Raw genomic sequence first — 22,433 nt, forward strand, 5'->3', positions numbered from 1 at the left:
TTCGGTGACTTCGAGCTTCCAGCCGCTCGGATGATCGACGCATTCGCCGATCTGCGGGACATGGCCTGCGAGCAGCGCGGCGAGGCCGCCCAGCGTGTCGATATCGCCATCGACCTCGGCGAGCCGCGGGTCGATCAGTTCGGCGGCGTCCTCGAGCTCGGCGCGCGCGTCGACGTCCCAGGCGCCGCCGTCGATCGGCGTCATCAGCACCTGCGGCGCGTCGTCATGCTCGTCCTCGATATCGCCGACGATCTCCTCGATCAGGTCCTCGAACGTGACGAGGCCCTCGGTGCCCGAATATTCGTCGAGCACGATCGTCAGATGGACGTGCTTCTGCCGCATGTCGGCGAGCAGATCGAGCGCGCCGCGCGACATCGGCGCGTAGAGCGGCTCGCGGATGAGGCCAGCGAGCGTCGTCGGATGCTCGGCGCCGGTCGCGAGGATCGTGAAGACGTCCTTGATATGGACCATGCCGATGATCGTATCGAGATTGTCGCGATAGACCGGCAGGCGGCTGTGGCCGGCCTCGGCGAACAGCTTGACGAGGTCGGCGAACGACGTCTCCTCCTCGACCGCGATGATGTCGGCGCGCGGCACGCCGACATCGCCTGCGTCCCGCTCGCTGAAATGCAGCAGGTTGCGGACCATTTGGCGCTCGAGCGGGGTGAGATCGCCCTTGGCATCGGGGGCGGGATCGCCCTCGTGCCGGTCGATCGCATCCTCGAGCTGATCGCGCAGCGATTCGTCGGGGGCACCGAAGATCAGGCCTTTCAGCCCGCGCCAGATACTGTCGGTACTATCGCCGTTTCCGGCATTGGGGCCATCGGCCATCGTGGTCGTCAGTCCTCTGTGATGAGATAGGGATCGTGGAGCCCGAGCGCGGCAAGCGCGTCGCGTTCGATCTGCTCCATACCCTCCGCCTCGTCGTCGTCCATATGATCATAGCCTAGCAGATGCAGCGTGCCGTGCACCATCAGATGCATCGCATGATCCTCGACCGAGATGCCGCGCTCGGCGGCTTCCGCGACGCAGACGCCGTGCGCGAGGATGATGTCGCCGAGCAGCACCTCGCCATCGTCCGAATTCTGCGCGATCGTCTCGAGCAGATCGGCCTGCACCATCGGGAAGGACAGGACGTTGGTCGGCTTGTCCTTCTGGCGATACTGCTTGTTGAGCGTGTGGACCTCGTCGTCCGAGGCGAGCCGGAACGAGATCTCGACCGTGGCGGCGCCGGTCAGCAGCTGGCCGTGCGGGGTGCGTTCGATCGCCGCGGTCGCGGCGCGCTGGGCAAGGCCGTCCCAGTCCTGGTCGGGCCAGGGAGCCTCCGAAGAGAGCGCGATTTCGAGCATGCGGGTCCTTCCGGCGGAAACGTCAGGACGAAATCATTACACAGGTGGCAAAGTTCCGCACCCTTTACGGTATGCGGACGGCCCGGCGGCTATCCCGGTATGTCCGGGACAGCCGCGTAGGGATCAGGCGTCACTGCCCTCATAGGCTTCGACGACGCGGCCGACGATCGGGTGGCGGACGACGTCGCCGACGGTGAAGCGGCACATCGAGATGCTCTCGACCCCTTCCAGACGGCGGACCGCGTCGGCCAGACCCGAGGCGGCGACGCCGCCGGGGATGTCGACCTGCTTGGGATCGCCACAGATCACCATCCGGCTGTTCTGGCCGAAGCGGGTGAGGAACATCTTCATCTGCGCCGGCGTGGTGTTCTGCGCCTCGTCGAGGATGACGAACGCGTCGGCCAGCGTGCGGCCGCGCATGAAGGCGATCGGTGCGACCTCGATCTCGCCGCTCGCGATGCGGCGTTCGACCTGCTCGGCCGGGAGGCAGTCGTAGAGCGCATCGTACAAGGGGCGGAGATAGGGATCGACCTTCTCCTTCATGTCGCCGGGGAGGAAGCCCAGCCGCTCGCCCGCCTCGACCGCGGGGCGCGACAGGATCAGCCGCTGGACGCTGCCGGTGATGAGCTGCTGGACCGCCTGTGCGACCGCGACATAGGTCTTGCCGGTGCCTGCCGGCCCGAGCGCGAAGATCATGTCGTTGCTGGTCAGCTCGCGCATGTAGTGCGCCTGTGCCGGCGTGCGCGGGACGATCGTCTTCTTGCGCGTGCGGATCATGATCGGGGGGGCAGCGCCGCCGCCGGCATGGGCGCGGATGATGCCTTCAAGCACGGGTTCGTCGGCCATCGCGATCGACGCGTCGACGAGGCCGGTGTCGACATCCTCGCCGCGCTGGATCCGGGCATAGAGATCGTGGAGCACGTCGCGCGCCTTGGCGACCTGTTCCGCGGTGCCCTCCAGACCAATCTTGTTGCCGCGCGCGGTGATGTACACACCGAGGCGGTTTTCGAGCGCTACCAGATTCTGGTCGTACTGGCCGAAGAGCCGGACGAGGAGTTGGGGCTTGTCGAACAGCAGCTCGACTCGGGCGCGGTCACCGGACTGGGCGGGAACGGGTTTACGGCTCATGCGGTCCTTTCGGGGGCAGACGTGTCGGATCGGTGATCGGGTATGGTCGGGCCGGCACGCATCACGCCTGGGATGGCGTTCGACCAGAGATGAGCATGGGAGCCCGCGCGTTCAAGCGGCGCCGGGGCGCCTGGCTGGCGATGATTCGAGTCGCGTGGGCGAAGCTGCATCGGGGGAGAGTGTGGCAGGGGATTCGGGTGGGGGACAGCGGTAGTTTTGGTGTTGCGTGCGAAGGCTGGGGGGGCGTTGCCTGAAAGCCTCAGCGGGTGGGCGGCGGGCGCGATTGCCACGATCACCATACTACCCCGGCGGAGGCCGGGGCCCAGTTGAGAAGGTCGATGTAACGGAGGATCGTCCGTTGTTACGTCCGTCCCCCAACTGGGCCCCGGCCTTCGCCGGGGTGGTGGGAAAAGGTGGGGGCTGTTTCAGGCGGCCTGCGCGATGCGTTCGATGCCGGTGAGCGAGTTGGGCCCGGCCGCCGCGAGCGTGACCTCCACCAGGTCGCCGATCGCGTGGTCGCCGATCAGGTGGACCGATTGCAGCCAGGGCGACTTGCCGATCAGCTGGCCGGGGAGCTTGCCGGGGCGTTCGAGCAGCACGGTGCAGGTGCGGCCGACGGTGGCGGCGTTGAACGCGTGCTGGTCGCGGTTGAGCGCGGCCTGGAGGCGCTGGAGGCGCTCGTCCATCACCGCCTCGGGGACCTGCTCGACGATCGCGGCGGCGGGGGTGCCGGGGCGCGGGCTGTATTTGAAGCTGTAGGCCTGCGCATAGCCGACCGCGTCGACGAGGCTCAGCGTATCCTCGAATTCGGCATCGGTCTCGCCGGGGAAGCCGACGATGAAGTCGCCCGACAGCGCGATGTCGGGGCGCACCGCCCGGACGCGGTCGAGCAGGCGGAGATAGGAATCGCGGGTGTGGCTGCGGTTCATCGCCTTGAGCACGCGGTCGCTGCCCGCCTGGACGGGAAGGTGGAGGAACGGCATCAGGCTCTCGACGTCGCGGTGCGCGTCGATCAGGCCCTGCGTCATGTCGTTGGGGTGGCTGGTGGTGTAGCGGATCCGCGCGAGGCCGGGGATCCGGTCGAGGTCGCGGATCAGGTCGTGGAGACCGCGCGTGTCCTCGGACCAGGCGTTGACGTTCTGGCCGAGCAACGTGATCTCGCGCGCGCCGGCGTCGACCAGCGCCTTGGCCTCGTCGACGATCGCCGCGAACGGGCGGCTGATCTCGGCGCCGCGCGTGTAGGGGACGACGCAATAGGTGCAGAACTTGTCGCAGCCTTCCTGCACGGTCAGGAACGCCGACGGCGCGACCTTGCGGCGGGTCGGAAGCGCGCCGAACTTCGACAGCAGCGGCATGTCGGTGTCGAGCGACGGCGTGCCCGCGGCGGCCTTGGCTACGAGGTCGGGGAGGTTGTGATAGGCCTGCGGGCCGACGACGACGTCGACCTTGGCGCGGGTGAAGATCTCCTGCCCCTCGGCCTGTGCGACGCAGCCGGCGACCGCGATCATCGGCGTCTTGCCGTTCTTGCGCAGCTGATCCTTGCGCAGGCGGCCGATGTCCGAATAGACTTTTTCGGTCGCGCGTTCGCGGATGTGGCAGGTGTTGAGCACGACGATGTCGGCGTCGACCGCATCGGCCTGGGTCAGCCCGTCGGCGGCCATCAGTTCGGCCATGCGCTCGCCGTCATAGACGTTCATCTGGCAGCCGAACGACTTGACGTGATAGGTCTTGAGTTTCGAGGTCATGCGCGCGCCGTACCAAATTTGTGTGCGTGGGGGGAGGGGCGTTGCTGTTCGTTCGTGAGAGCACGCTGCGATACGCACGATCTGCACCTCCCCGGCGGAGGCCGGGGTCCAGTTGGGGGACGTTGCTGACTGAGGGCAGCGCTTCGTTACTGCGGCCTTGCCAACTGGCCCCCGGCCTTCGCCGGGGTGGTGTTGGGGGCGGGGTGAGGGCAACGCGCGCCCCCCTGTTCTCCCGCGAAGGCGGGAGTCCAGGCTGGGTCCCCGCCTTTGCGGGGAAACATAGTCTTAAAGGGCTTCGATGCGGCGGCGGGCTTCGGTGGCGATGGCTTTGCGGTTGCCGTGGTCGGCGGGGTCGAACGGCTCGGCGAAGTGCAGCGTCGCGACGAAGCTGCCGCGGCGTTTCAGGACGCGGGCGGCGTGGTGCTGGCCGGGTTCGTCGCCGACCCAGGCGAGCTCGGGCGTGGCGGGGCCATAGTCGATGCGGACCGGCTGGACGCGGACGCCGGGCGGGGGCGGGTCGAGCGCGGCGAGCAGCGCGGCCTTGAAGGGGAGGAGCGTGACGCCGTCGCCGGTCGTGCCCTCTGGGAACAGCGTGACGGGCCAGTCGCGCGCGAGCGTGTCGCGAATCTGCGCGATCTGCGCGGTCACCGCCATGCGATCGGCGCGGCTGACGAAGATGGTGGCGTTCAGCGTGCAGAGCCAGCCGACCAGCGGTACGCCGCGCAACTCGGCCTTGGCGATGAAGGCGGTGCCGGTCGCGCCCGACAGCAGCAGAATGTCGATCCAGCTGAGATGATTGGCGACGAACACCACGTCATGGCGCAGCGGCGTGCCGACGATCCGTCGCCGCGCGCCGACGATCCGGCCGGCCAGCCCGAGAAAGCGCGGCGGCGCTGGCGATCGCCGGCCGAACAGCCGCCACAGCCCGTGGACCGGCAGCGCGAGCAGCAGCGCGATCAGCAGCGCCGCGAGCCGCGCGACGAGACGCAGGCGCCCGATCGGATCAGTCCTTGCGGGTCAGCGCGACGCCGTAGAGTTCCATGCGGTGATCGACCAGCCGGAAGCCGAGCTTCTCGGCGATCGCCTTTTGCAGCTGTTCGAGCTCGGGATCGACGAATTCGATCACCTTGCCACTCTCGACGTCGATCAGATGGTCGTGATGCGCCTCGGGTGCGGGTTCGTAGCGCGCGCGGCCGTCGCCAAAATCATGGCGGTCGAGAATGCCCGCCTCCTCGAACAGCCGCACGGTGCGATAGACGGTCGCGATCGAGATGCCGGGGTCGATCGCCGAGGCGCGCTCATAGACCTTCTCGACATCGGGATGATCATCCGCTTCCGACAGGACGCGCGCGATGACGCGGCGCTGCTCGGTAATGCGCAGGCCCTTCTCGTTGCAGAGGGCTTCCAGATCGATCTTGCGCGGCATGTGTCATTCCCTTGGTAAACCCCCATGTAGGCGGTTAACGCTGTTGCGAAAAGGGATAGTGACTCGCAATAAGCTTCAGCTGCCGAGCGCGCGCGAATAGGTGTGCGCGTCATGCGCCACCCCGGACCGGCCGCGGTAATAGGCGCGGCGCTCGCCGACCTTGGCAAAGCCGTGCGCGGTGTAGAGTTGGACCGCGTCATTGCCCGCGCGCACCTCGAGATGCAGCGTGGCGACGTTCGCGGCGATGCAGTCGGCGATCACCGCGCCGACCAGCGCGGTGCCGATGCCGCGGCGGCGCGCATCGGTCGCGACCGCGATCAGCAGCAGCTCCGCCTCGTCGAGCACGGTCCGCGTCATCGCGAAGCCCGCAGGGCGATCGTCGATGAAGGCGAGGACGAGCTGGATGCCGGGCAGCGCGAGCACGCCGAGGCACTGGGTGCGCGTCCACGCCTCGCCATACGCTGGGTCGAACGCGTCGCCCATCAGCGCGTCGACGATCGCGAGGTCGCGCGCGTCGCCCGCACGCAGCACGACCGCGGATGCCGCGTCTTCGTCGGAAGGCGGGGGCACGGCGCGGGTCGCCATCAGCGCGGCACCGCCGGACGGACCGCGGCGGGCTTCGCATCGGGCGCGCGGCCGTAGATCGGGACGGGCGGCAGCGCGGTGAGCGTCTCGGGCAGCAGGATCGCGGCGCCCGCATCGGGCAGCGCCTCGGTCAGGTCGAGATCATCGGCGAGTGCGGCAAGCCAGCGCACGCCGTTACCGACCGCGCGCCGTCCCGCCAGCGCCGCGAGCGCCGCGTCGGGCTTCAGCGACACCATGTCGGTGCGCGGCGACAGATCGGCGGCAAAGCACTGCATGAAGACCTCGCCATGCCCGCCCTCTAAAACTACTGCAATATCATCGGTTAAGCGATCGTCGAATCCCGCCGCGGCGACCAAAGGCAGCGACGAGAAGCCGGTGACCGTCGCCGACCAGCCGAGTGCCAGCCCGCGCGCGGCGGCAATGCCGACGCGGACGCCGGTGAAGCTGCCAGGGCCGACATCGACGAGGATGCGGTCGGCGCGGCCGCCGCCAGGCAGCGCGGCGATCATCGGCACGAGCCGTTCGGCATGGCCGCGTCCGACGACGTCATGCGTCCGCGCGACGATCACGCCGTCATCGGCGAGCGCGACCGAACAGGCGGCGGTGGACGTCTCTATGATCAGCGTGCGCATATCGGTAATCCCTCTCCCCTCCGGGAAGAGGGCGTCATGTCAGGCGATGCTGTTGAACTTCGCGAAGTCGGGGCGCGGCGACCTGGCGAAGATCGTCGCGGGGTCGCCATAGCCGAGCGTCGCGATGAAGTTGGTGCGGACCGCAGGCGTGTCGGCGAAGAACGCGGCATCGACCTTGTCCGCGTCGAACCCCGACATCGGCCCGGTATCCAGCCCGAGCATCCGCGCGGCGATGATGAAATATGCGCCCTGCAGCGTCGAATTGCGGAAGGCGGACGCCGCACGCAGTTCGGCACTGCCCGTGAACCAGGACTTCGCATCGGCGTGCGGAAACAGCTCGGGCAGATGCTCGTGGAAGTCGGTGTCCATGCCGATGATCACCGAGACGGGGGCGTTCAGGATCTTGGGCTGGTTCTGCGCGCTGCACGCGTCGGCGAGCCTCTGCTTGGACTCGTCGCTGACGCACCAGACCAGCCGCGCGGGCAGCTGGTTGGCGGACGTCGGACCCCATTTCATCAGGTCCCAGATCGCGTGCAGATCGGCCGTCGCGACCGGGCGGTCGGTATAGCCGTTATAGCTGCGCGCCTCGCGGAAGACCGCGTCGAGCACGGCGTCGGGCTGGGGACCGCGCAGGCTCATCAGACGGCGCGCACTTCGGTGACTTCGGGGACGTAATATTTCAGCAGCTGCTCGATGCCGTTCTTGAGCGTCGCGCTCGACGAGGGGCAGCCGGCGCACGCACCCTGGAGCTGGAGGAACACCTTGCCCTTGTCGAAGCCGCGATAGACGATGTCGCCGCCGTCATTCGCGACTGCCGGCCGGACGCGCGTCTCGATCAGGTCGCGGATCTGCGCGACGATATCGGCATCGGCGGGGTCGTCGGTCAGCACGGTATCGTCGGACGGCACCGAGAAGCCAGCGCTCGCGGGGCGGAACAGCGGCATCGCAGCGGAGAAGTGGTCGAGCATGATTGCCAGCACGTCGGGCTTCAGATCCGACCAGGCGACGCCGGGCGCGGCGGTCACCGAGACGAAGTCGCGCCCGAAGAACACGCCGGTCACGTCGCCGAGCCGGAAGATCGCATCGGCGAGCGAACTCGCCTCCGCCTCCTCGGGGGTGGCGAAGTCGCGGGTGCCGGACTCCATGACGGTGCGTCCCGGCAGGAACTTCAACGTCGCGGGGTTCGGGGTGGATTCCGTTTCGATCAGCATGGGGTGCATGTGGCGACGGGGGGCGGAGGGATCAAGCAAACTCTTCTTTGGCACCGGCATAGCGTTTGAGCGGCCGGATGCCGTCAGACGTCGAGCTGTTTTACCGCGGCGTTCCAGTCGCCGATGTTGCGGACCGCGTCCTGGACGAAGGCCGAGCGGCGGACGACGTTCAGGAAGGCGTCGGCGATCCACTTGCCGGGATTGCGCAGTGGCCGTTCGAACTGGATGAGCAGGACGACGCGCGTGCCGCTCGTGTCGTTCCAGACCGCGTGGTTATAGGTGTCGTCGAACACCAGCGTCTCGCCCTCCGACCAGCGCACGGTGCGGTCGTGGACGCGCATCCGGACGTCGCCGTCGCGCGGTACGATCAGGCCGAGGTGACAGGTGATCAGCCCCTTGGTCACGCCGCGATGCTCGGGGATGTGCGTGCCGGGCGCGAGGATCGAGAAGAAGGCGCTGTTGAGGCCCGGGATCTGCGCGACGAGATCGCGCGTGCGCGGGCAGCGCACCAGATTCTCGTCGATCGGATAGCCATAGCCCCAGAGGAAAAACGAGCGCCACTTGTCGATCTCGGCGATCGCGCGGTGATCGGGCGAGATCGTCGCGAGGCTGGGCGAGGCCTCGCCGCGCAGCGCGACCGCGACCGCCTCGTCACGGATGTCGCGCCAATGCTCGCGCAGCAGCTGCGTCCAGGCGAAGTCGCGGACGTCGAGCACCGGGTCGTTCGAGACCAGCGACGAGCTCGCGATCAGCCGGTCGAACACGCCGCGCAGATGCTTGCCGACGCGGATGATCAGTGGCCGGCCGGGTTCCGCCGCGAGCGGCGCGCCGGGCCGGGGCGCACCCGAAATGACCGTCAGATCGGGGGTGCGGTGGGGGGTGCTGCGGGGATCACGACCAGAATTTCGCCACATTGCCGGACCCGTCGCGGTCCCGGTCTTCGCCCTGACTTCGGCTTGCATTCGCACTCCACTCTTCGTCGTTCGCTCGTACCGCGCGCCCGTATCCGCGCTTGCAGGTGATTGAGATAGCGCGGCTATGGGACGAAATGATGGCGCCGGACGCGCGACGGCACGGCGCTGGCGGTCGGCGGCCGGGGGCGCTACAGGACGGCATGGCGTTTACCCCCCGCGCGCTCGGCGCTCCCGTCTTCCTGTCGCTCGTGCTGTGCCTGGCGATCCCTGCCATCGGCCAATCGGGGACGCGGCCCGCGTCTCGCGCCAAGCCGCCCGCGGCGGCACCTGCTGCACCCGTCCAGCCGCAGACCGTGGCGATGCCCGGCGAGGCGCCGACCCTGCCCGGGCTGCCCGGCATCGACACGACCGCGTGGCTGTACAAGGGCAGCGATCTCACCCGCGACCCCGAGTGGAAGTTCGGCACGCTGCCCAACGGGCTGCGCTTTGCCGTGCGCAAGAACGGCGTTCCGCCGGGTCAGGTGTCGGTCCGCGTGCGCGTCGATGCCGGATCGCTGAACGAGAGCGATGCCGAGCGCGGCTATGCGCATTTCATCGAGCATCTGTCGTTCCGCGGCTCGAAATACGTCCCCGACGGCGAGGCCAAGCGCGTCTGGCAGCGGTTCGGCGCGACGTTCGGATCGGATACCAACGCGCAGACCACGCCCGTCTCGACGACGTACAAGCTCGACCTGCCCTCGGCGAGCGAGGCGGGGCTCGACGACAGCCTGAAGATCCTGTCGGGGATGATGGAGCAGCCGGTGCTGACCGATGCGACGGTCACCGCCGAGCGCCCGGTGGTGCTCGCCGAACAGCGCGAGCAGCCCGGACCCCAGGTGCGGATCGGCGATGCGATCCGGTCGACCTTCTTCGCCGGCCAGCCGCTCGCGGACAGGTCGCCGATCGGCAGCATCAAGACGCTCGAGGCGGCGACCGGCGCGAGCATCAAGGCGTTCCACGATCGCTGGTACCGGCCCGAGAACACCGTCGTCATCATTTCAGGTGACATGGACCCGGCGCTGTTCGGACGGCTGATCGTCAAGAACTTCGCGGACTGGAAGCCGGTCGGCGCGTTCACCGCGGCGCCCGATTTCGGCAAGCCCGATCCCGCCGCCCCCGCCGCACAGGCGATCGCCGAGCCGTCGCTGCCCGCGGTCGTCACGCTCGGCGTGGTCCGGCCCTGGGTGTACAAGGACGACACCGCGATCATGAACCAGACGCGGCTGGTCGACGTGCTGGCGACGCGGCTGATCAGCCGGCGGCTCGAGACGCGCGCGCGCGCCGGTGGCAGCTATCTCCAGGCGGGGGTGTCGATCGACGACGTGTCGCGGTCGGCGAACCTGACCAGCGTCAACATCGTGCCGATCGGGACCGACTGGGAAGCGGCGCTGAAGGACGTGCGCGCGGTGATCGCCGACGCGCAGACCAATGCGCCGAGCCAGGCCGAGGTCGACCGCGAATATGCCGATTTCGACACGATCATGCGTACCCAGGTCGAGACCGCGCGGGTCGAGGCGGGCGCGCGCCAGGCCGACGACATGGTCGGTGCGCTCGACATCCGCGAGACCGTCGCGGGACCCGAGACGTCGTACAAGATCCTGCAGGACGCCAAGGCGAAGGGCATGTTCACCCCCGCCACGCTGCTCGCGGCGTCGAAGCGGATCTTCGAGGGGACCGCGACGCGCGCGCTGGTCAACACGATCACGCCTGACCCCGCCGCTGTGGCCAAGCTCGAGACCGCGCTGAAGGCCGATGTCTCGGGTCTCGCGGGGCTGCGTCGCCAGCAGAATGCGGTGACGTTCGCCGCGCTGCCGACGCTGGGCAAGCCCGGCGTCGTGGCGTCGCGCGAAAAGATCGCCGCGTTCGACATGGAGCAGGTGACCTATGCCAATGGCACCCGCCTGCTGCTGTTCCCCAATACGGGCGAGACCGGCCGCGTCTATGTCCGCGTCCGGTTCGGGCGCGGTTACAGCGCGATCCCGGCGAACAAGCCGAGTCCGGCCTGGGCGGGCGACCTCGCGCTGGTCGCGGGCGGGATCGGCAAGCTCGATCAGGGCGATCTCGATCAGCTGACCGCCGGGCGTCGTATCGGCCTCGACTTCGGGATCGACGACGACGCGTTCACGCTGGGCGCGCTGACCTCGCCTGCGGATTATGCCGACCAGCTGACGCTGATGGCCGCCAAGCTCGCTTTCCCGGCATGGGATGCGGCCCCGGTCGCGCGGGCGCGGGTCGCGGCGCTGGCGGCGTTTGCGGGCTATGGGTCGTCGCCCGACGGCGTGCTGTCGCGTGATCTGGAGAAGCTGTTGCGTGCGGGCGATCCGCGCTGGGGCACGCCGTCGCGCGAGTCGGTCGAGGCGCTCAACGCCAAGGACTTCCGCAAGTTCTGGGAGCCGCTGCTCAAGACCGGGCCGATCGAGGTGTCGGTGTTCGGCGACGTGAAGAGCGAGGAGGCGATCGCCGCGGTCGCCAAGAGCTTCGGCGCGATCGCCGCGCGCTCCGCGTCGACCGCGGTGGCGGCGCCGGTGCGCTTCCCCGCGCATGTCGCGACCCCGGTGATGCGCACGCATACCGGCCCGCAGAACCAGGCGGCGGCGGTCATCGCCTGGCCGACCGGGGGCGGGATCGAGGCGATCACGGAGAGCCGTCGCCTCGACGTGCTGGCGCAGGTGTTCGCCGACCGGCTGTTCGAGCGGCTCCGCCAGGCGGCGGGCGCGAGCTACAGCCCGAACGTGCAGAGCCAGTGGCCGACCGGGATGAACAGCGGCGGTCGCCTCGTCGCGATCGGCCAGGTCGCGCCGGAAAAGGTCGCGTTCTTCTTCGAGACCGCGCGCAAGATCGCCGCCGAGCTCGTCTCGACGCCGATCGCGGATGACGAGCTGCAGCGGATCAAGCGGCCGATGGGGCAGTATATCATGCGCGCCTCGACCGGGAACCAGTTCTGGATGCAGCAGCTCGGCGGGGCGACCTATGACCCGCGGCGGATCGACGCGACCAAGCGGATCGCCGAGGATCTGGTGTCGACGACGCCGGCCGACCTGCAGGCGGTCGCGGCAAAATATTTGCGCCCCGACCGCGACTGGACGATGGCGGTGGTGCCCGCCGCGGTGCCCAAGCCGGCGGCGAAATAAGCGGACCGGGAGGGCGCGTGCCGGTCGGTGCGCGCCCTTCGCCGAAGAAAATTTCCTCGCGCAACGTCGGGCGGCGGGGATCGATCCGCACCACCGGATCGATCGTCATGCTGCGGGCGTTTGAGCCTGATTCATACCCGGGAGTGTATTGATGAAGAAGACGTGGTTAGCGCTGGCGGTTGCCGGCGGATTGGGCGTGTCCGCCTGTTCGGGCGCGGCGTCGACCGATGCGGTCGATAACAATGCCATGAGCACTGCGGGCGTATCGCTGCGCAATCTGGGCGAAACCGAGGTCGCAGCGCCAGCGCCGCCCGCGCTGACGGTCAAGGGCGACCTGATCCCGACCCCGTCGGATACCGCCTCGCGCTATTTCCTGCTGCGCGAGCGCCGGGCGATCGGCGGCACGGTGATCGCGATCATCCGCCAGGAACATGCCGGCCGCGTCGCCTATGCCCGCACCGAAGTCGATTGCGAGCGTCGTCTGTTCCATGTCCTGGGCGTCGCGCCGCGCCGTTCGCTGGTCGAGACGAGCATCGCCTATGACGGTCCGTTGCGGCCGATCGCCGGGCTGCCGCTGCGCGAGGAGCTGGCGACCTATGTCTGCAAGCGCAGCAACCTTCCGCTGGGCGCAGCCTGAGGGGGCGGGGGGCCCGATGCGGCCCCCCGTTCGTCAGCCCTTGAGGTAGAGCGCGTCGAGCCGGCCGCCGTAAGCCTGGCGAATGACGTGGCGGCGGATCTTGAGGCTGGGCGTCAGCTGTTCGTTCTCGATCGTGAACGGCCCGTCCGCCAACACGAAGCGGCGGACGCGTTCGGTGACGGTCAGATCCTTGTTCACGCGTTCGATCGCGTGACCCAGCGCGGTCCGGAACTCGCTGTTCTCGGCCAGCCTGCTGAAATTGCACGCATCGCCGTTCGACGCGCACCATTGCTGCGTCCATTCGGGATCGGGCACGATCAGCGCGACCATATAGGGGCGCTTGTCGCCGGCGATCATCGCCTGGACGATCTCGGGCTGGAGCGTCAGCATCCCCTCGATCTTCTGCGGGGCGACATTGTCGCCCTTGTCGTTGATGATCAGGTCCTTCTTGCGGTCGGTGATGCGGATGCGACCCTGCGCGTCGATCTCGCCGACGTCGCCGGTGTGCAGCCACCCGTCCTTCAGCACCTTCGCGGTCTCGGCGTCGTTGCGCCAATAGCCGTGCATGACGAGCTCGCCGCGGACCAGGATCTCGCCATCCTCGGCGATCCGTACCTCGGTATCCTTGAGCGGCGGGCCGACCGAATCCATCCGCACGCCCGCCTTGGGGCGGTTGCACGAGATGACGGGCGCGGCCTCGGTCTGGCCATAGCCCTGGAGGAAGGTGAGGCCGATCGATTCGAAGAACAGCCCGACCTCCGGGTTGAGCGGCGCGCCGCCCGAGATCATCGCCTTCAGCCGGCCGCCGAACTTCTTCGCGATCTTGGGCTTGAACAGCGTCGCGACGGCGGCCTGCGCCGGCCGGTCGATCAGGCGGAGCTTGCCGGCATAGCGCCTGGCGCCGATGTCGAGCGCGCGGGCGAGCAGATAGGCCGACGCGCCGCCCTGTTTCTCGATCGTCTTCGAGATGCGCGTGCGCAGCACCTCGAACAGGCGGGGGACGACGAACATGATCGTCGGGCGCGTCTCCTCGATGTTCGCGGCGAGCTTTTCGAGGCCTTCGGCATAATAGATCTGGCCGCCCAAGGAGATCGGGAAATGCTGGCCGCCGGTATGTTCATAGGCGTGGCTCAAGGGGAGGAACGACAGGAAGACCTCGTCGTCCCAGCCGAAATCCTCCGAGATGACCGCGGCGCAGCCTGCGCAATTGTGCAGGATCGCGCCGTGATGCTGCATCACGCCGCGCGGCGCGCCGCCGGTGCCCGAGGTGTAGATGATGCAGGCGAGATCGTCGCGGGTGAAGGTCGCGCGCGCCGCCGCGGTCTCGGGCGTGGTGGGGTGCGCGGCGATCAGCGCGTGCCAGTTGTGGAAATCGATCGCGGCGGGAACGCGCATGTCCTCGAGCCCGATCACGATCTGCGCCTGGTTCGAGCGCAGGACCGCGGGGAGCACCGTCTTCGCCAGCTTCGCGGTCGAGACGATGATCGCGCAGGCGCCCGCATTCTCGATGATGTGCAGGTGATCGCGTTCGGTGTTGGTGACATAGGTCGGCACCGTCACGCAGCCCGCCGCCATGATCGCGAGGTCGCTGAGGCACCATTCGGGGCGATTCTCGCTGACCAGCATCACCCGGTCGCCGCGTTTCAGCCCGATCGCGGTGAGGGCCGTGGCGAGGCTCGCCACCTGTCGCGCGGCCTCGGCCCAGCTGGTCGCCACCCAGGCGCCGCTCTGCTTGGTCCAGAGGAACGGCGAGTCGCCCCTCTCCGCGGCGCGCGCGAAGAACATCGTGACGAGGTTGGGGAAGGGTTCGAGCTGGCGGGGCATGGTCTCTCCTGGGGCGCTCTTGCGAACTGTGTCCCCTCGCGGGGCCGCTCGGTCTTTGGTGCGGTATAGTCTGCTAACGGTCCGTCGTCATTCCCGCGGAGGCGGGAAGCCATATTGGCTGACCGGCATGTGGGATCACCGACGTCAGCGCCAATGGATCCCCGCCTGCGCGGGGATGACGACAAAGGCGCGGGGCATGCTATTCCGGCGCGCGCTGGAGCGCACCGACGCGCTGGATCTGTGTGACGGTGCCGTCCTGCGCGATTCCGACGCCTTCGCTGCGCGGGTCCGCCGCGCCGACCCAGCGGCCGTTCACCCGCTCGACCGCGTTCGCCTTGAGGCCGAGCGCGGTGACCTGCACCGTCTCGCCCAGTGCCTGAAGCGCGGGGACCATCGCCTCGCGCTCGGTGCCCTTCTCGACCGCGGCGACATGGCCGGGCGCGTAGATCAGGCCGAGCGCGATCGAATCCTGCGCGGACAGCTTCCAGTCGACGACGCCGATGATCACCTTCGCGACCTGCGCGATGATCGTCGAGCCGCCCGCCGCGCCGACCGCGAGCCGGACCTTGCCGTCGGGGCCGTAGACGATCGTCGGCGACATCGAGCTGCGCGGGCGCTTGCCGCCCTCGACGCGGTTGGCGACGAGATAGCCGTTCTTTTCAGGCACGGTGTCGAAGTCGGTGAGCTGGTTGTTGAGCACGGTGCCGTCGACGGTGAGGCCCGAGCCGAAATAGCCCTCGACCGTGGTCGTCACCTCGACGACGTTGCCGCGCGCATCGGCAACCGCGAGGTCGGTGGTGCCGGGGACTTCGCTGACCGGCGCGGACTGCCGGGCCGGGGCGCCGGGGGGCGAGCCAGCGCTGACGCTGGCCATCGTCGTGGTGGGCTGGATCAGCGCCGAGCGTGAGGCGAGATAGGCGGGGTCGAGCATGCCCTTGACCGGCACGGACACGAAATCGGGATCGCCGACATAGAGGTCGCGGTCGGCATAGGCGAGCCTCGAGCTTTCGGCGAACAGGTGCCACGCCTGCGGACTGTCCTTGCCGAGATTGGCCATGTCGAAGCGTTCGAGCTGTTTCAGGATCATCAGCACGGCGATGCCCCCCGACGAGGGCGGGCCCATGCCGCAGATGCGGTGGACGCGGTAGGTGACGCAGACCGGCGCGCGGGTCTTCGCGTCGTAGCTGGCGAGATCGCCGGTCGTCATCTTCGACGGGTTGCGCGCGGCGGTGTTGACCGTGGTGACGATCTTCTGCGCCTCGGGCCCGACATAGAAGCTGTCGGCGCCGCGTGCGGCGATCCGCTGGAGCAAAGCCGCCTGGGCGGGGTTCCTGATCATCGCGCCGATCGCGACGGGCGATCCGTCGGGGGCGGAAAAGAGCGTGCGCGTTTCAGGCGTGATGTGGCCGCCATACGCCTTCATCCCGTTGACGAGCCGCGGCGACGCCTTGAAGCCATTGGTCGCGAGCCGGATCGCGGGGTCGAACAGCCGCGCCCAGGGGAGCCTGCCCGAGGCGCGGTGCGCGAGCGCCATGCCGCGCAGCGCGCCGGGGACGCCGACGCTGCGACCGCCGGGGACCGCGTCGCGGTGGCTGAGCGGGGTGCCGTCGGCGGCGTAGAACCAGCGCGGATCGGCGGCGGCGGGGGCCTTTTCGCGCGCGTCGATCGTGCTGAGCCCGCCATTCGCCGCATGGCTGACCCAGAAGCTGCCGCCGCCGATCCCCGAGCTTTGCGGCTCGACGACGTTGAGCGCGAGCATCGTCGCGATCGCCGCATCGGTCGCGCTGCCGCCCGCGCGCAGGATCTCGACACCCGCGGCGGCGGCGCGGGGGTCGGCGGCGCTGACCATGCCCTGATCCTTCGCGGGGGCGGTTGCGGGGGTGGGGGCGGTCCGGCGGGCTTCGGCGGTGGCGGTGGGGAGGAGGAGGGCGAGCGCGAGGAGGGGAGTCTTCATCGCGTGCGAACCTAGCGCGGATCGGGTGCGAGGCAAGGCGTCCGCCGCAAACTCGCCGTCATCCCAGCTTTTGCCGGGATGACGAAATGTGTCAGCGGGCGTCGACGCCGATCGCATCGGCGATGGTGGCGAAGCCGTCGCGGGTGAGCAGCGCGTCGAGCTCGCGCAGCATCCGTGCGGGGAGGCCGGGGCCTTCATACACCAGCGCCGTGTAGAGCTGGACGAGGCTCGCCCCTGCGCGGAGGCGGGCATAGGCTTCCGCACCGCTGCCGATGCCGCCGACCGAGATCAGCGGGATCGCGGCGCCGGTTGCCTTGCGGAAGTCGGTGAGGCGCTGGCGGGCGAGGGGGGCGAGCGGGGCGCCCGACAGGCCGCCGGTTTCCGTCGCGTTCGCCGAACGCAGGCCGGGGCGGCCGATCGTCGTGTTGTTGACGATCAGCGCGTCGATCCGGTTGTCGATCGCGGCGCGGGCGATGTCGTCGATATCCGCGGGCTCGAGGTCGGGCGCGACCTTGAGGAAGATCGGCGTGGTGCCCTTGGCGGCGGTGCAGGCGGCGAGCAGGTCGCGCAGTGCTGCGCCATGTTGCAGGTCGCGCAGGCCGGGGGTGTTGGGCGAGCTGATGTTGATCGTGATGTAATCGGCGTGCGGCGCGGCGCGGGTGACGCCGTGGACGTAATCCGCGGTGCGGTCGCTCGCATCCTTGTTCGCGCCGACATTGATGCCCAGCACGCCCTTGCCGCGGCTGTGCGCCTTCGCCCGGTCGAGCGCCGCGTCGAGGCCGCCATTGTTGAAGCCGAGGCGGTTGATGACCGCGCGGTCTTCGGGGAGGCGGAAGATGCGCGGCTTCGGGTTGCCGGGCTGGGGCAGGGGGGTGAGCGTGCCGATCTCGACGCTGCCGAGCCCGAGCCCGAAGAACCCGTCGATCGCGCGACCGTCCTTGTCGACGCCGGCGGCAAGCCCGACCGGGTTGGGAAAGGCGATCCCCGCCACTGTCGTTGCAAGCCGCGGGACGGAGGGAGCGAGCGGCGTGCCGGCCTTGCCCCAGGCGGCGAGCGCGGCGATCGTCACGCCATGCGCGCGTTCGGCGTCGAGGCGGAAGAGAAGCGGGTGGTAGAAGGCCATGCGCGCTCTTACCCAGATCGGCTGGGGCGGCCAAACGCTTCTTCCGTCATTCCCGCGCAGGCGGGAATCCATCCGTCCGCAGGGGCAAACGGTAGCGTGGATTCCCGCCTCCGCGGGAATGACGGAGTGGACTCAGTTGCGAGTCGTTAGCACTGGCGGACGGGTTGACGCTGCCCGTCGCAAAGCCCATTTGTCAATCGGATCATATCGGTCCGATTGGACTCACAAGCCACCATGCGTCTTTCCAGCCTAGCCGACTATGCGGTCGTGATGATGAGCGCCGCGGCGCGTCATTGTGGCGGCATCGCGCGGCTGAACGCGACGCTGCTGAGCGAGGAGACCGGCGTGCCGCTGCCGACGGTGCAGAAGCTGGTAAGCCGCTTGTCGGCGGCGGGGCTGATCGAGAGCACGCGCGGGACCGGCGGCGGGTTTCGCCTGTCGCGGCCGCCCGCGTCGATCTCGCTCGCCGACATCATCGAGGCGGTCGAGGGCCCGATCGCGCTGACCGCATGCGTCGACGGTGCGGCGCAGGATTGCTGCATCGACCAGACGTGCAAGGTGAAGCCGCACTGGAACGCGGTCAACGGCGCGGTCCGCGGCGCGCTTGCCGACGTGACGCTCGCCAGCCTTTTGCAAGTCCCGAATTCGCCGGTGCCCGCATGACGCGCGCAGCGCCTAACCCCTTTCTCCGCGATCTCTGCGCCTCCGCGCGCAAAATCTCATATTCGCGCAGAGACGCAGAGATCGCAGAGTTTTTAGAGAGCCGCGTTGCGGCGGAGATGGAATGATGGCTACCCGGAACGCAGAGGCCTATGCCGCCGCGAACAAGACGTACGAGTGGGGCTTCTCCTCGGACATCGAACAGGAATTCGCGCCCAAGGGCCTGTCGGAAGACACGGTGCGCTTCATTTCCGCCAAGAAGGACGAGCCGCAGTGGATGCTCGACTGGCGGCTGAAGGCGTTCGCGCTGTGGCAGACGATGGAGGCGCCCGACTGGTCGAAGCTCAACGTGCCGCCGATCGATTACCAGGACGCCTATTATTACGCGGAGCCCAAGGCCAAGCCTAAGCTTGGCTCGCTCGACGAGGTCGATCCCGAGATCCTGCGCGTCTACGAAAAGCTCGGCATCCCGATCGGCGAGCAGAAGATGCTCGCGGGCGTGGTCGAGGATCCGCTCAACGAGGACGGCACGCCGAAGCGTCGCGTCGCGGTCGACGCGGTGTTCGACAGCGTCTCGGTCGCGACGACGTTCCGCAAGGAGCTCGAGGCCGCGGGTGTGATCTTCCGCTCGATCTCCGAGGCGATCAAGGAATATCCCGATCTCGTCCGCAAGTGGCTCGGCAAGGTCGTGCCGCAGCGTGACAATTATTTCGCGACGCTGAACTCGGCGGTCTTCTCCGACGGCACGTTCGTCTACATCCCCGAGGGCGTCCGCTGTCCGATGGAGCTGTCGACCTATTTCCGGATCAATGCCGAGAATACCGGCCAGTTCGAACGCACGCTGATCGTCGCCGACAAGGGGTCGTACGTCTCCTATCTCGAAGGCTGCACCGCGCCGATGCGCGACGAGAACCAGCTGCACGCGGCGGTCGTCGAACTCGTCGTGCTCGACGATGCCGAGATCAAGTACTCGACCGTGCAGAACTGGTATCCGGGCGACGAGAACGGCGTCGGCGGGATCTACAATTTCGTCACCAAGCGCGCACTGTGCCAGGGGAAGAATTCGAAGGTCAGCTGGACGCAGGTCGAGACCGGCAGCGCGATCACGTGGAAATATCCGTCGTGCGTTCTGGCGGGCGATGGCTCGGTCGGCGAATTCTATTCGGTCGCGGTGACGAACAATCGCCAGCAGGCCGATACCGGCACGAAGATGATCCATCTCGGCAAGAACACGCGTTCGACGATCGTGTCGAAGGGGATTTCGGCGGGGCGCTCGGACAACACCTATCGCGGGCTGGTGCGCGTCGCGCCGACCGCGGAGGGCGTGCGCAACTTCACCCAGTGCGACAGCCTGCTGCTCGGCGACCAGTGTGGTGCGCACACCGTGCCGTATATCGAGGTCCGCAACCCCTCCGCGCAGATCGAGCATGAGGCGACGACGTCGAAGATCTCCGAGGACCAGCTGTTCTACGCGATGTCGCGCGGGCTGGATGCGGAGGCGGCGGTGGCGTTGATCGTCAACGGCTTCGCGCGCGAGGTGCTGCAGCAGCTGCCGATGGAGTTCGCGGTCGAGGCGCAGAAGCTGCTGGGGATTTCGCTGGAAGGGTCTGTGGGGTGATGCTGGCGGCGCAGGACACTGATCGGCGCCTCAACTCCCCTCCCCTTCAGGGGAGGGGCCGGGGGTGGGGGCTCTCCGCGAACGCGATCGCGGCGTTGCACGAGCGCGCAGCCGACATGCGCCGCAACCCCACCGAACCCGAGAAGCGCGTCTGGCGTATCCTGTCCGGTTCGCAGCTCTCAGGCCGCAAGTTCCGCCGTCAGGCCGTGCTACCGCCGTTCATCGCCGACTTTCTCTGCCCGTCCGAGGCACTGATCGTCGAGGTTGATGGCGACACGCATGACGATGCCAAGGACCGTCTGCGCAACGATCTCTTGCTGATGCGGGGATACCCCACGGTGCGCGTCACCAATCTTGACGCGATGACGAATATCGAGGGCGTCGCGCATGCGATCGCCTCTGCTTTTAACGAAGGGTCGGCGCCCGCCGCCAGCCCCCACCCCAACCCCTCCCCTGAAGGGGAGGGGCTAGAAAGATGACGATGCTGAAAATTGAAAACCTTCATGCCGAGATCGACGGCAAGGAAATCCTCAAGGGCCTCTCGCTCGAGGTGAATGCGGGCGAGGTGCACGCGATCATGGGGCCGAACGGCGCGGGCAAGTCGACGTTGGGCTATGTGCTCGGCGGGCGGCCCGGTTACGAGGTCACGGCGGGATCGGTGACGTTCGACGGCGTCGACCTGCTCGAGCTCGAGGCGCATGAGCGCGCCGCGGCGGGCGTGTTCCTCGGCTTCCAGTATCCGGTCGAGATCCCCGGCGTGTCGAACGTCCAGTTTCTGCGCGAGGCCCTGAACGCGCAGCGCGCGACGCGCGACGAGAAGGCGCTGTCCGGCGGCGAGTTCCTGAAGCTCGCGCGCGGGCAGGCGGATCTGCTGGGCATGAATTACGACATGCTCAAGCGGCCGGTGAATGTCGGCTTTTCGGGCGGCGAGAAGAAGCGCAACGAGATGGTGCAGATGGGCATCGTCAACCCGAAGTTCGCGATCCTCGACGAGACCGATTCCGGGCTGGACATCGATGCGCTGCGCGTCGTCGGCGACGGCATCAACCGCATCATGCGCGCGCCCGACAAGGCGGTGCTGCTGATCACGCATTACCAGCGGTTGCTCGATTATGTGGAGCCGGACTTCGTCCATGTGCTCGCCGACGGGCGCATCGTCCGCTCGGGCGGCAAGGAACTCGCGCAGCAGCTCGAGAGCGAAGGCTATGTGGGGATCGCCGCATGATCTCCCTTCGCACCGCAGGCAGGAAAGATTGGGCTCACGCGAAGGCGCAAAGGCGCGAAGGGCGTGTGGTCAATAATCTCGTCAGCAATATCCTTCCAACGCCTCTTCGCGCCTTCGCGCCTTCGCGTGAACCATTCTCGTTTTCGTGGGCCGCATCATGAGCGTTCTCGAACTTCCCTCCACGCGCGAGGAGTCGTGGCGCTGGGGTGATCCGGCGGCGATCGCGGCGGCGGCCGGGTTGCCGCGCGGTGAGGCGCTGGCGGGCTCGTGGTTCCTCGAGCTCGAGGGCGCGCGGGCGGTGTTCGTCGATGGCGTGCTCGACGAGCGTCGCAGCGATCTGCGGCATGTCGCGATCGCGCCGCTCGAGGGTGGCACGCATGTGCTGGGCGCGCGGACGACCGGCCATGGCTGGTCGTTGCGCGTCGAGGCAAACGCTTCGGCGGAGCTGATCCAGATCGTCCATATCGCGACCGGCGGCGAGAACCATGTTCCCGCCGAGATCATCCTCGCGGACGGCGCGCAGGCGTCGGTGGTCGAGACCTATGTCGGGACCGGCTGGTCGAACCGGTCGACGCGGATGACGCTGGGCGCGGGCGCGAAGCTGACGCGTGCGGTGCGGTTGCTCCAGACCGCCGGCTTCGTGTCGGTGCGCGACGAGGCGGATGTCGGTGCGGGTGCGAGCCTGATCGTTACGATGCTCGGCGCGGGCGATGCGGGGACGCGGATCGATGGCGCGATCACCGTGTCGGGCGACGATGCGTTTGCTGAATATGGCGGCGCCTTGCTGACCCGGCGCGACCAGCGGCAGGAATGCGCGCTGTCGGTGCGGCATGCTGCGCTCAACGGGCAGAGCAAGCAGATCTGGCGCGCGGTCGCGGCGGACACGTCGACCGCGAGCCTTGCGGCGCGCGTCGAGGTGGCACGCGATGCGCAGAAGACCGACGGCGTGCAGTCGCTGCGCGGGTTGCTGCTCAAGCGGACCGCGACGGTCAATCTGAAGCCCGAGCTCGAGATCTTCGCCGACGACGTGAAGTGCGCGCACGGCGCGACGGTCGGCGAGCTCGACCAGCGCGCGTTGTTCTACATGCAGAGCCGCGGCATCCCGCATGCCAAGGCGCAGGCGCTGCTGACGCGTGCGTTCGTCGGCGATGCGTTCGCGCAGATCGCGGACGAGACGGTGCGCGATGCGTTCGTCGCGGACGCGGATGCGTGGCTGGAGGCGGCGCTGTGAC

The 22,433-nt window shown here is 68.4% G+C and carries 21 protein-coding genes; 7 read left to right on the forward strand and 14 right to left on the reverse strand.

Going from position 1 to position 22,433, the window contains the following annotated elements; all coding sequences use genetic code 11:
- The 11 genes from sphst_RS13030 to sphst_RS13080 all read right to left on the reverse strand — a co-directional run.
- Positions 1 to 831 (reverse strand): hemolysin family protein (locus tag sphst_RS13030; protein WP_107045652.1); only part of this gene is annotated, 831 nt, incomplete at its 3' end.
- Positions 832 to 839: 8 nt separating this feature from the next.
- Complete coding sequence (gene ybeY / locus sphst_RS13035; RefSeq protein ID WP_031393855.1) at positions 840 to 1,349, reverse strand: rRNA maturation RNase YbeY; 510 nt, start codon at positions 1,347 to 1,349, stop codon at positions 840 to 842.
- 123 nt (positions 1,350 to 1,472) lie between these two features.
- Complete coding sequence (locus tag sphst_RS13040) at positions 1,473 to 2,477, reverse strand: PhoH family protein (protein ID WP_031393854.1); 1,005 nt, start codon at positions 2,475 to 2,477, stop codon at positions 1,473 to 1,475.
- Positions 2,478 to 2,902: 425 nt separating this feature from the next.
- Positions 2,903 to 4,222: a tRNA (N6-isopentenyl adenosine(37)-C2)-methylthiotransferase MiaB gene (miaB, locus tag sphst_RS13045; RefSeq protein WP_107045653.1), complete on the reverse strand. Its 1,320-nt coding sequence runs from the start codon at positions 4,220 to 4,222 to the stop codon at positions 2,903 to 2,905.
- Between the two features lie 285 nt (positions 4,223 to 4,507).
- A complete protein-coding gene (locus sphst_RS13050) occupies positions 4,508 to 5,035 on the reverse strand; it encodes a lysophospholipid acyltransferase family protein (protein ID WP_234387645.1) in 528 nt (175 codons plus the stop codon).
- 190 nt (positions 5,036 to 5,225) lie between these two features.
- A complete protein-coding gene (locus tag sphst_RS13055; RefSeq protein ID WP_031394622.1) occupies positions 5,226 to 5,648 on the reverse strand; it encodes a Fur family transcriptional regulator in 423 nt (140 codons plus the stop codon).
- Between the two features lie 75 nt (positions 5,649 to 5,723).
- A complete protein-coding gene (locus sphst_RS13060; protein WP_107045655.1) occupies positions 5,724 to 6,233 on the reverse strand; it encodes a GNAT family N-acetyltransferase in 510 nt (169 codons plus the stop codon).
- Positions 6,233 to 6,865 (reverse strand): tRNA (adenosine(37)-N6)-threonylcarbamoyltransferase complex dimerization subunit type 1 TsaB, encoded by a 633-nt coding sequence (tsaB, locus tag sphst_RS13065; RefSeq protein ID WP_056409152.1) that lies wholly within the window; start codon positions 6,863 to 6,865, stop codon positions 6,233 to 6,235. Before tsaB ends, sphst_RS13060 begins: the two co-directional genes overlap by 1 nt.
- Before the next feature lie 39 nt (positions 6,866 to 6,904).
- The gene (locus sphst_RS13070) at positions 6,905 to 7,504 is read right to left on the reverse strand and encodes a malonic semialdehyde reductase (protein WP_031396533.1); all 600 of its coding nucleotides are present in this window, start codon (positions 7,502 to 7,504) and stop codon (positions 6,905 to 6,907) included.
- Positions 7,504 to 8,076 (reverse strand): NifU family protein, encoded by a 573-nt coding sequence (locus tag sphst_RS13075; protein WP_031396534.1) that lies wholly within the window; start codon positions 8,074 to 8,076, stop codon positions 7,504 to 7,506. The genes sphst_RS13070 and sphst_RS13075 overlap by 1 nt, the downstream gene beginning before the upstream one ends.
- An 83-nt stretch (positions 8,077 to 8,159) precedes the next feature.
- Positions 8,160 to 9,038, reverse strand: a complete 879-nt coding sequence (locus tag sphst_RS13080) for an aspartyl/asparaginyl beta-hydroxylase domain-containing protein (protein WP_107045656.1) — start codon at positions 9,036 to 9,038, stop codon at positions 8,160 to 8,162.
- Positions 9,039 to 9,190: 152 nt separating this feature from the next.
- Between sphst_RS13080 and sphst_RS13085 the strand changes: the two genes are divergently transcribed.
- Together sphst_RS13085 and sphst_RS13090 are read left to right on the forward strand one after the other, a co-directional pair.
- Positions 9,191 to 12,160: a M16 family metallopeptidase gene (locus sphst_RS13085; RefSeq protein ID WP_056409298.1), complete on the forward strand. Its 2,970-nt coding sequence runs from the start codon at positions 9,191 to 9,193 to the stop codon at positions 12,158 to 12,160.
- Positions 12,161 to 12,311: 151 nt separating this feature from the next.
- On the forward strand, positions 12,312 to 12,797 hold the full coding sequence (locus sphst_RS13090; protein WP_031395720.1) for a hypothetical protein: 486 nt from the start codon (positions 12,312 to 12,314) through the stop codon (positions 12,795 to 12,797).
- A gap of 33 nt (positions 12,798 to 12,830) precedes the next feature.
- On the opposite strand, the gene sphst_RS13095 is transcribed toward sphst_RS13090, so the two are convergent.
- From sphst_RS13095 to sphst_RS13105, 3 genes are all read right to left on the reverse strand, one after another.
- Entirely contained in the window at positions 12,831 to 14,621 is a 1,791-nt protein-coding gene (locus tag sphst_RS13095) for an AMP-dependent synthetase/ligase (protein ID WP_107045657.1), read from the reverse strand.
- 199 nt (positions 14,622 to 14,820) lie between these two features.
- Positions 14,821 to 16,575 carry a gamma-glutamyltransferase gene (gene ggt / locus sphst_RS13100; RefSeq protein WP_199848974.1) on the reverse strand — a complete coding sequence of 585 codons (1,755 nt, stop codon included), beginning with the start codon at positions 16,573 to 16,575 and terminating at the stop codon, positions 14,821 to 14,823.
- A gap of 91 nt (positions 16,576 to 16,666) precedes the next feature.
- On the reverse strand, positions 16,667 to 17,698 hold the full coding sequence (locus sphst_RS13105) for a quinone-dependent dihydroorotate dehydrogenase (protein ID WP_107045658.1): 1,032 nt from the start codon (positions 17,696 to 17,698) through the stop codon (positions 16,667 to 16,669).
- A 234-nt stretch (positions 17,699 to 17,932) separates the two neighbouring features.
- On the opposite strand from sphst_RS13105, the gene sphst_RS13110 reads away from it, so the two are divergent.
- The 5 genes from sphst_RS13110 (at position 17,933) to sphst_RS13130 (ending at position 22,432) form a co-directional block, all read left to right on the forward strand.
- Complete coding sequence (locus tag sphst_RS13110; protein WP_031396624.1) at positions 17,933 to 18,361, forward strand: SUF system Fe-S cluster assembly regulator; 429 nt, start codon at positions 17,933 to 17,935, stop codon at positions 18,359 to 18,361.
- A gap of 124 nt (positions 18,362 to 18,485) precedes the next feature.
- Positions 18,486 to 19,976 (forward strand): Fe-S cluster assembly protein SufB, encoded by a 1,491-nt coding sequence (gene sufB, locus sphst_RS13115; RefSeq protein ID WP_107045676.1) that lies wholly within the window; start codon positions 18,486 to 18,488, stop codon positions 19,974 to 19,976.
- Positions 19,976 to 20,455 (forward strand): endonuclease domain-containing protein, encoded by a 480-nt coding sequence (locus tag sphst_RS13120; RefSeq protein WP_107045659.1) that lies wholly within the window; start codon positions 19,976 to 19,978, stop codon positions 20,453 to 20,455. Before sufB ends, sphst_RS13120 begins: the two co-directional genes overlap by 1 nt.
- Before the next feature lie 2 nt (positions 20,456 to 20,457).
- Positions 20,458 to 21,201, forward strand: coding sequence for a Fe-S cluster assembly ATPase SufC (gene sufC, locus sphst_RS13125; protein ID WP_107045660.1), 744 nt, complete (start codon positions 20,458 to 20,460; stop codon positions 21,199 to 21,201).
- Positions 21,202 to 21,358: 157 nt separating this feature from the next.
- A complete protein-coding gene (locus sphst_RS13130) occupies positions 21,359 to 22,432 on the forward strand; it encodes a SufD family Fe-S cluster assembly protein (RefSeq protein WP_107045661.1) in 1,074 nt (357 codons plus the stop codon).
- Position 22,433 lies beyond the last annotated feature (1 nt).

Source organism: Sphingomonas sp. STIS6.2, from assembly GCF_000732685.2.
GTDB lineage: Bacteria > Pseudomonadota > Alphaproteobacteria > Sphingomonadales > Sphingomonadaceae > Sphingomonas > Sphingomonas aerolata.

Bases quoted from the DNA above. Each gene is read 5' to 3' on its own strand.
- miaB (WP_107045653.1), bottom strand. From the start codon at position 4,222: ATGACCTCGAAACTCAAGACCTATCACGTCAAGTCGTTCGGCTGCCAG.
- sphst_RS13110 (WP_031396624.1), top strand. From the start codon at position 17,933: ATGCGTCTTTCCAGCCTAGCCGACTATGCGGTCGTGATGATGAGCGCC.
- sphst_RS13055 (WP_031394622.1), bottom strand. From the start codon at position 5,648: ATGCCGCGCAAGATCGATCTGGAAGCCCTCTGCAACGAGAAGGGCCTG.
- sufB (WP_107045676.1), top strand. From the start codon at position 18,486: ATGGCTACCCGGAACGCAGAGGCCTATGCCGCCGCGAACAAGACGTAC.
- sphst_RS13120 (WP_107045659.1), top strand. From the start codon at position 19,976: ATGCTGGCGGCGCAGGACACTGATCGGCGCCTCAACTCCCCTCCCCTT.
- sphst_RS13090 (WP_031395720.1), top strand. From the start codon at position 12,312: ATGAAGAAGACGTGGTTAGCGCTGGCGGTTGCCGGCGGATTGGGCGTG.
- sphst_RS13060 (WP_107045655.1), bottom strand. From the start codon at position 6,233: ATGGCGACCCGCGCCGTGCCCCCGCCTTCCGACGAAGACGCGGCATCC.
- tsaB (WP_056409152.1), bottom strand. From the start codon at position 6,865: ATGCGCACGCTGATCATAGAGACGTCCACCGCCGCCTGTTCGGTCGCG.
- ybeY (WP_031393855.1), bottom strand. From the start codon at position 1,349: ATGCTCGAAATCGCGCTCTCTTCGGAGGCTCCCTGGCCCGACCAGGAC.
- sphst_RS13070 (WP_031396533.1), bottom strand. From the start codon at position 7,504: ATGAGCCTGCGCGGTCCCCAGCCCGACGCCGTGCTCGACGCGGTCTTC.
- sphst_RS13085 (WP_056409298.1), top strand. From the start codon at position 9,191: ATGGCGTTTACCCCCCGCGCGCTCGGCGCTCCCGTCTTCCTGTCGCTC.
- sphst_RS13075 (WP_031396534.1), bottom strand. From the start codon at position 8,076: ATGCTGATCGAAACGGAATCCACCCCGAACCCCGCGACGTTGAAGTTC.
- sphst_RS13040 (WP_031393854.1), bottom strand. From the start codon at position 2,477: ATGAGCCGTAAACCCGTTCCCGCCCAGTCCGGTGACCGCGCCCGAGTC.
- sphst_RS13105 (WP_107045658.1), bottom strand. From the start codon at position 17,698: ATGGCCTTCTACCACCCGCTTCTCTTCCGCCTCGACGCCGAACGCGCG.
- ggt (WP_199848974.1), bottom strand. From the start codon at position 16,575: ATGAAGACTCCCCTCCTCGCGCTCGCCCTCCTCCTCCCCACCGCCACC.
- sphst_RS13095 (WP_107045657.1), bottom strand. From the start codon at position 14,621: ATGCCCCGCCAGCTCGAACCCTTCCCCAACCTCGTCACGATGTTCTTC.
- sphst_RS13080 (WP_107045656.1), bottom strand. From the start codon at position 9,038: ATGCAAGCCGAAGTCAGGGCGAAGACCGGGACCGCGACGGGTCCGGCA.
- sphst_RS13130 (WP_107045661.1), top strand. From the start codon at position 21,359: ATGAGCGTTCTCGAACTTCCCTCCACGCGCGAGGAGTCGTGGCGCTGG.
- sufC (WP_107045660.1), top strand. From the start codon at position 20,458: ATGCTGAAAATTGAAAACCTTCATGCCGAGATCGACGGCAAGGAAATC.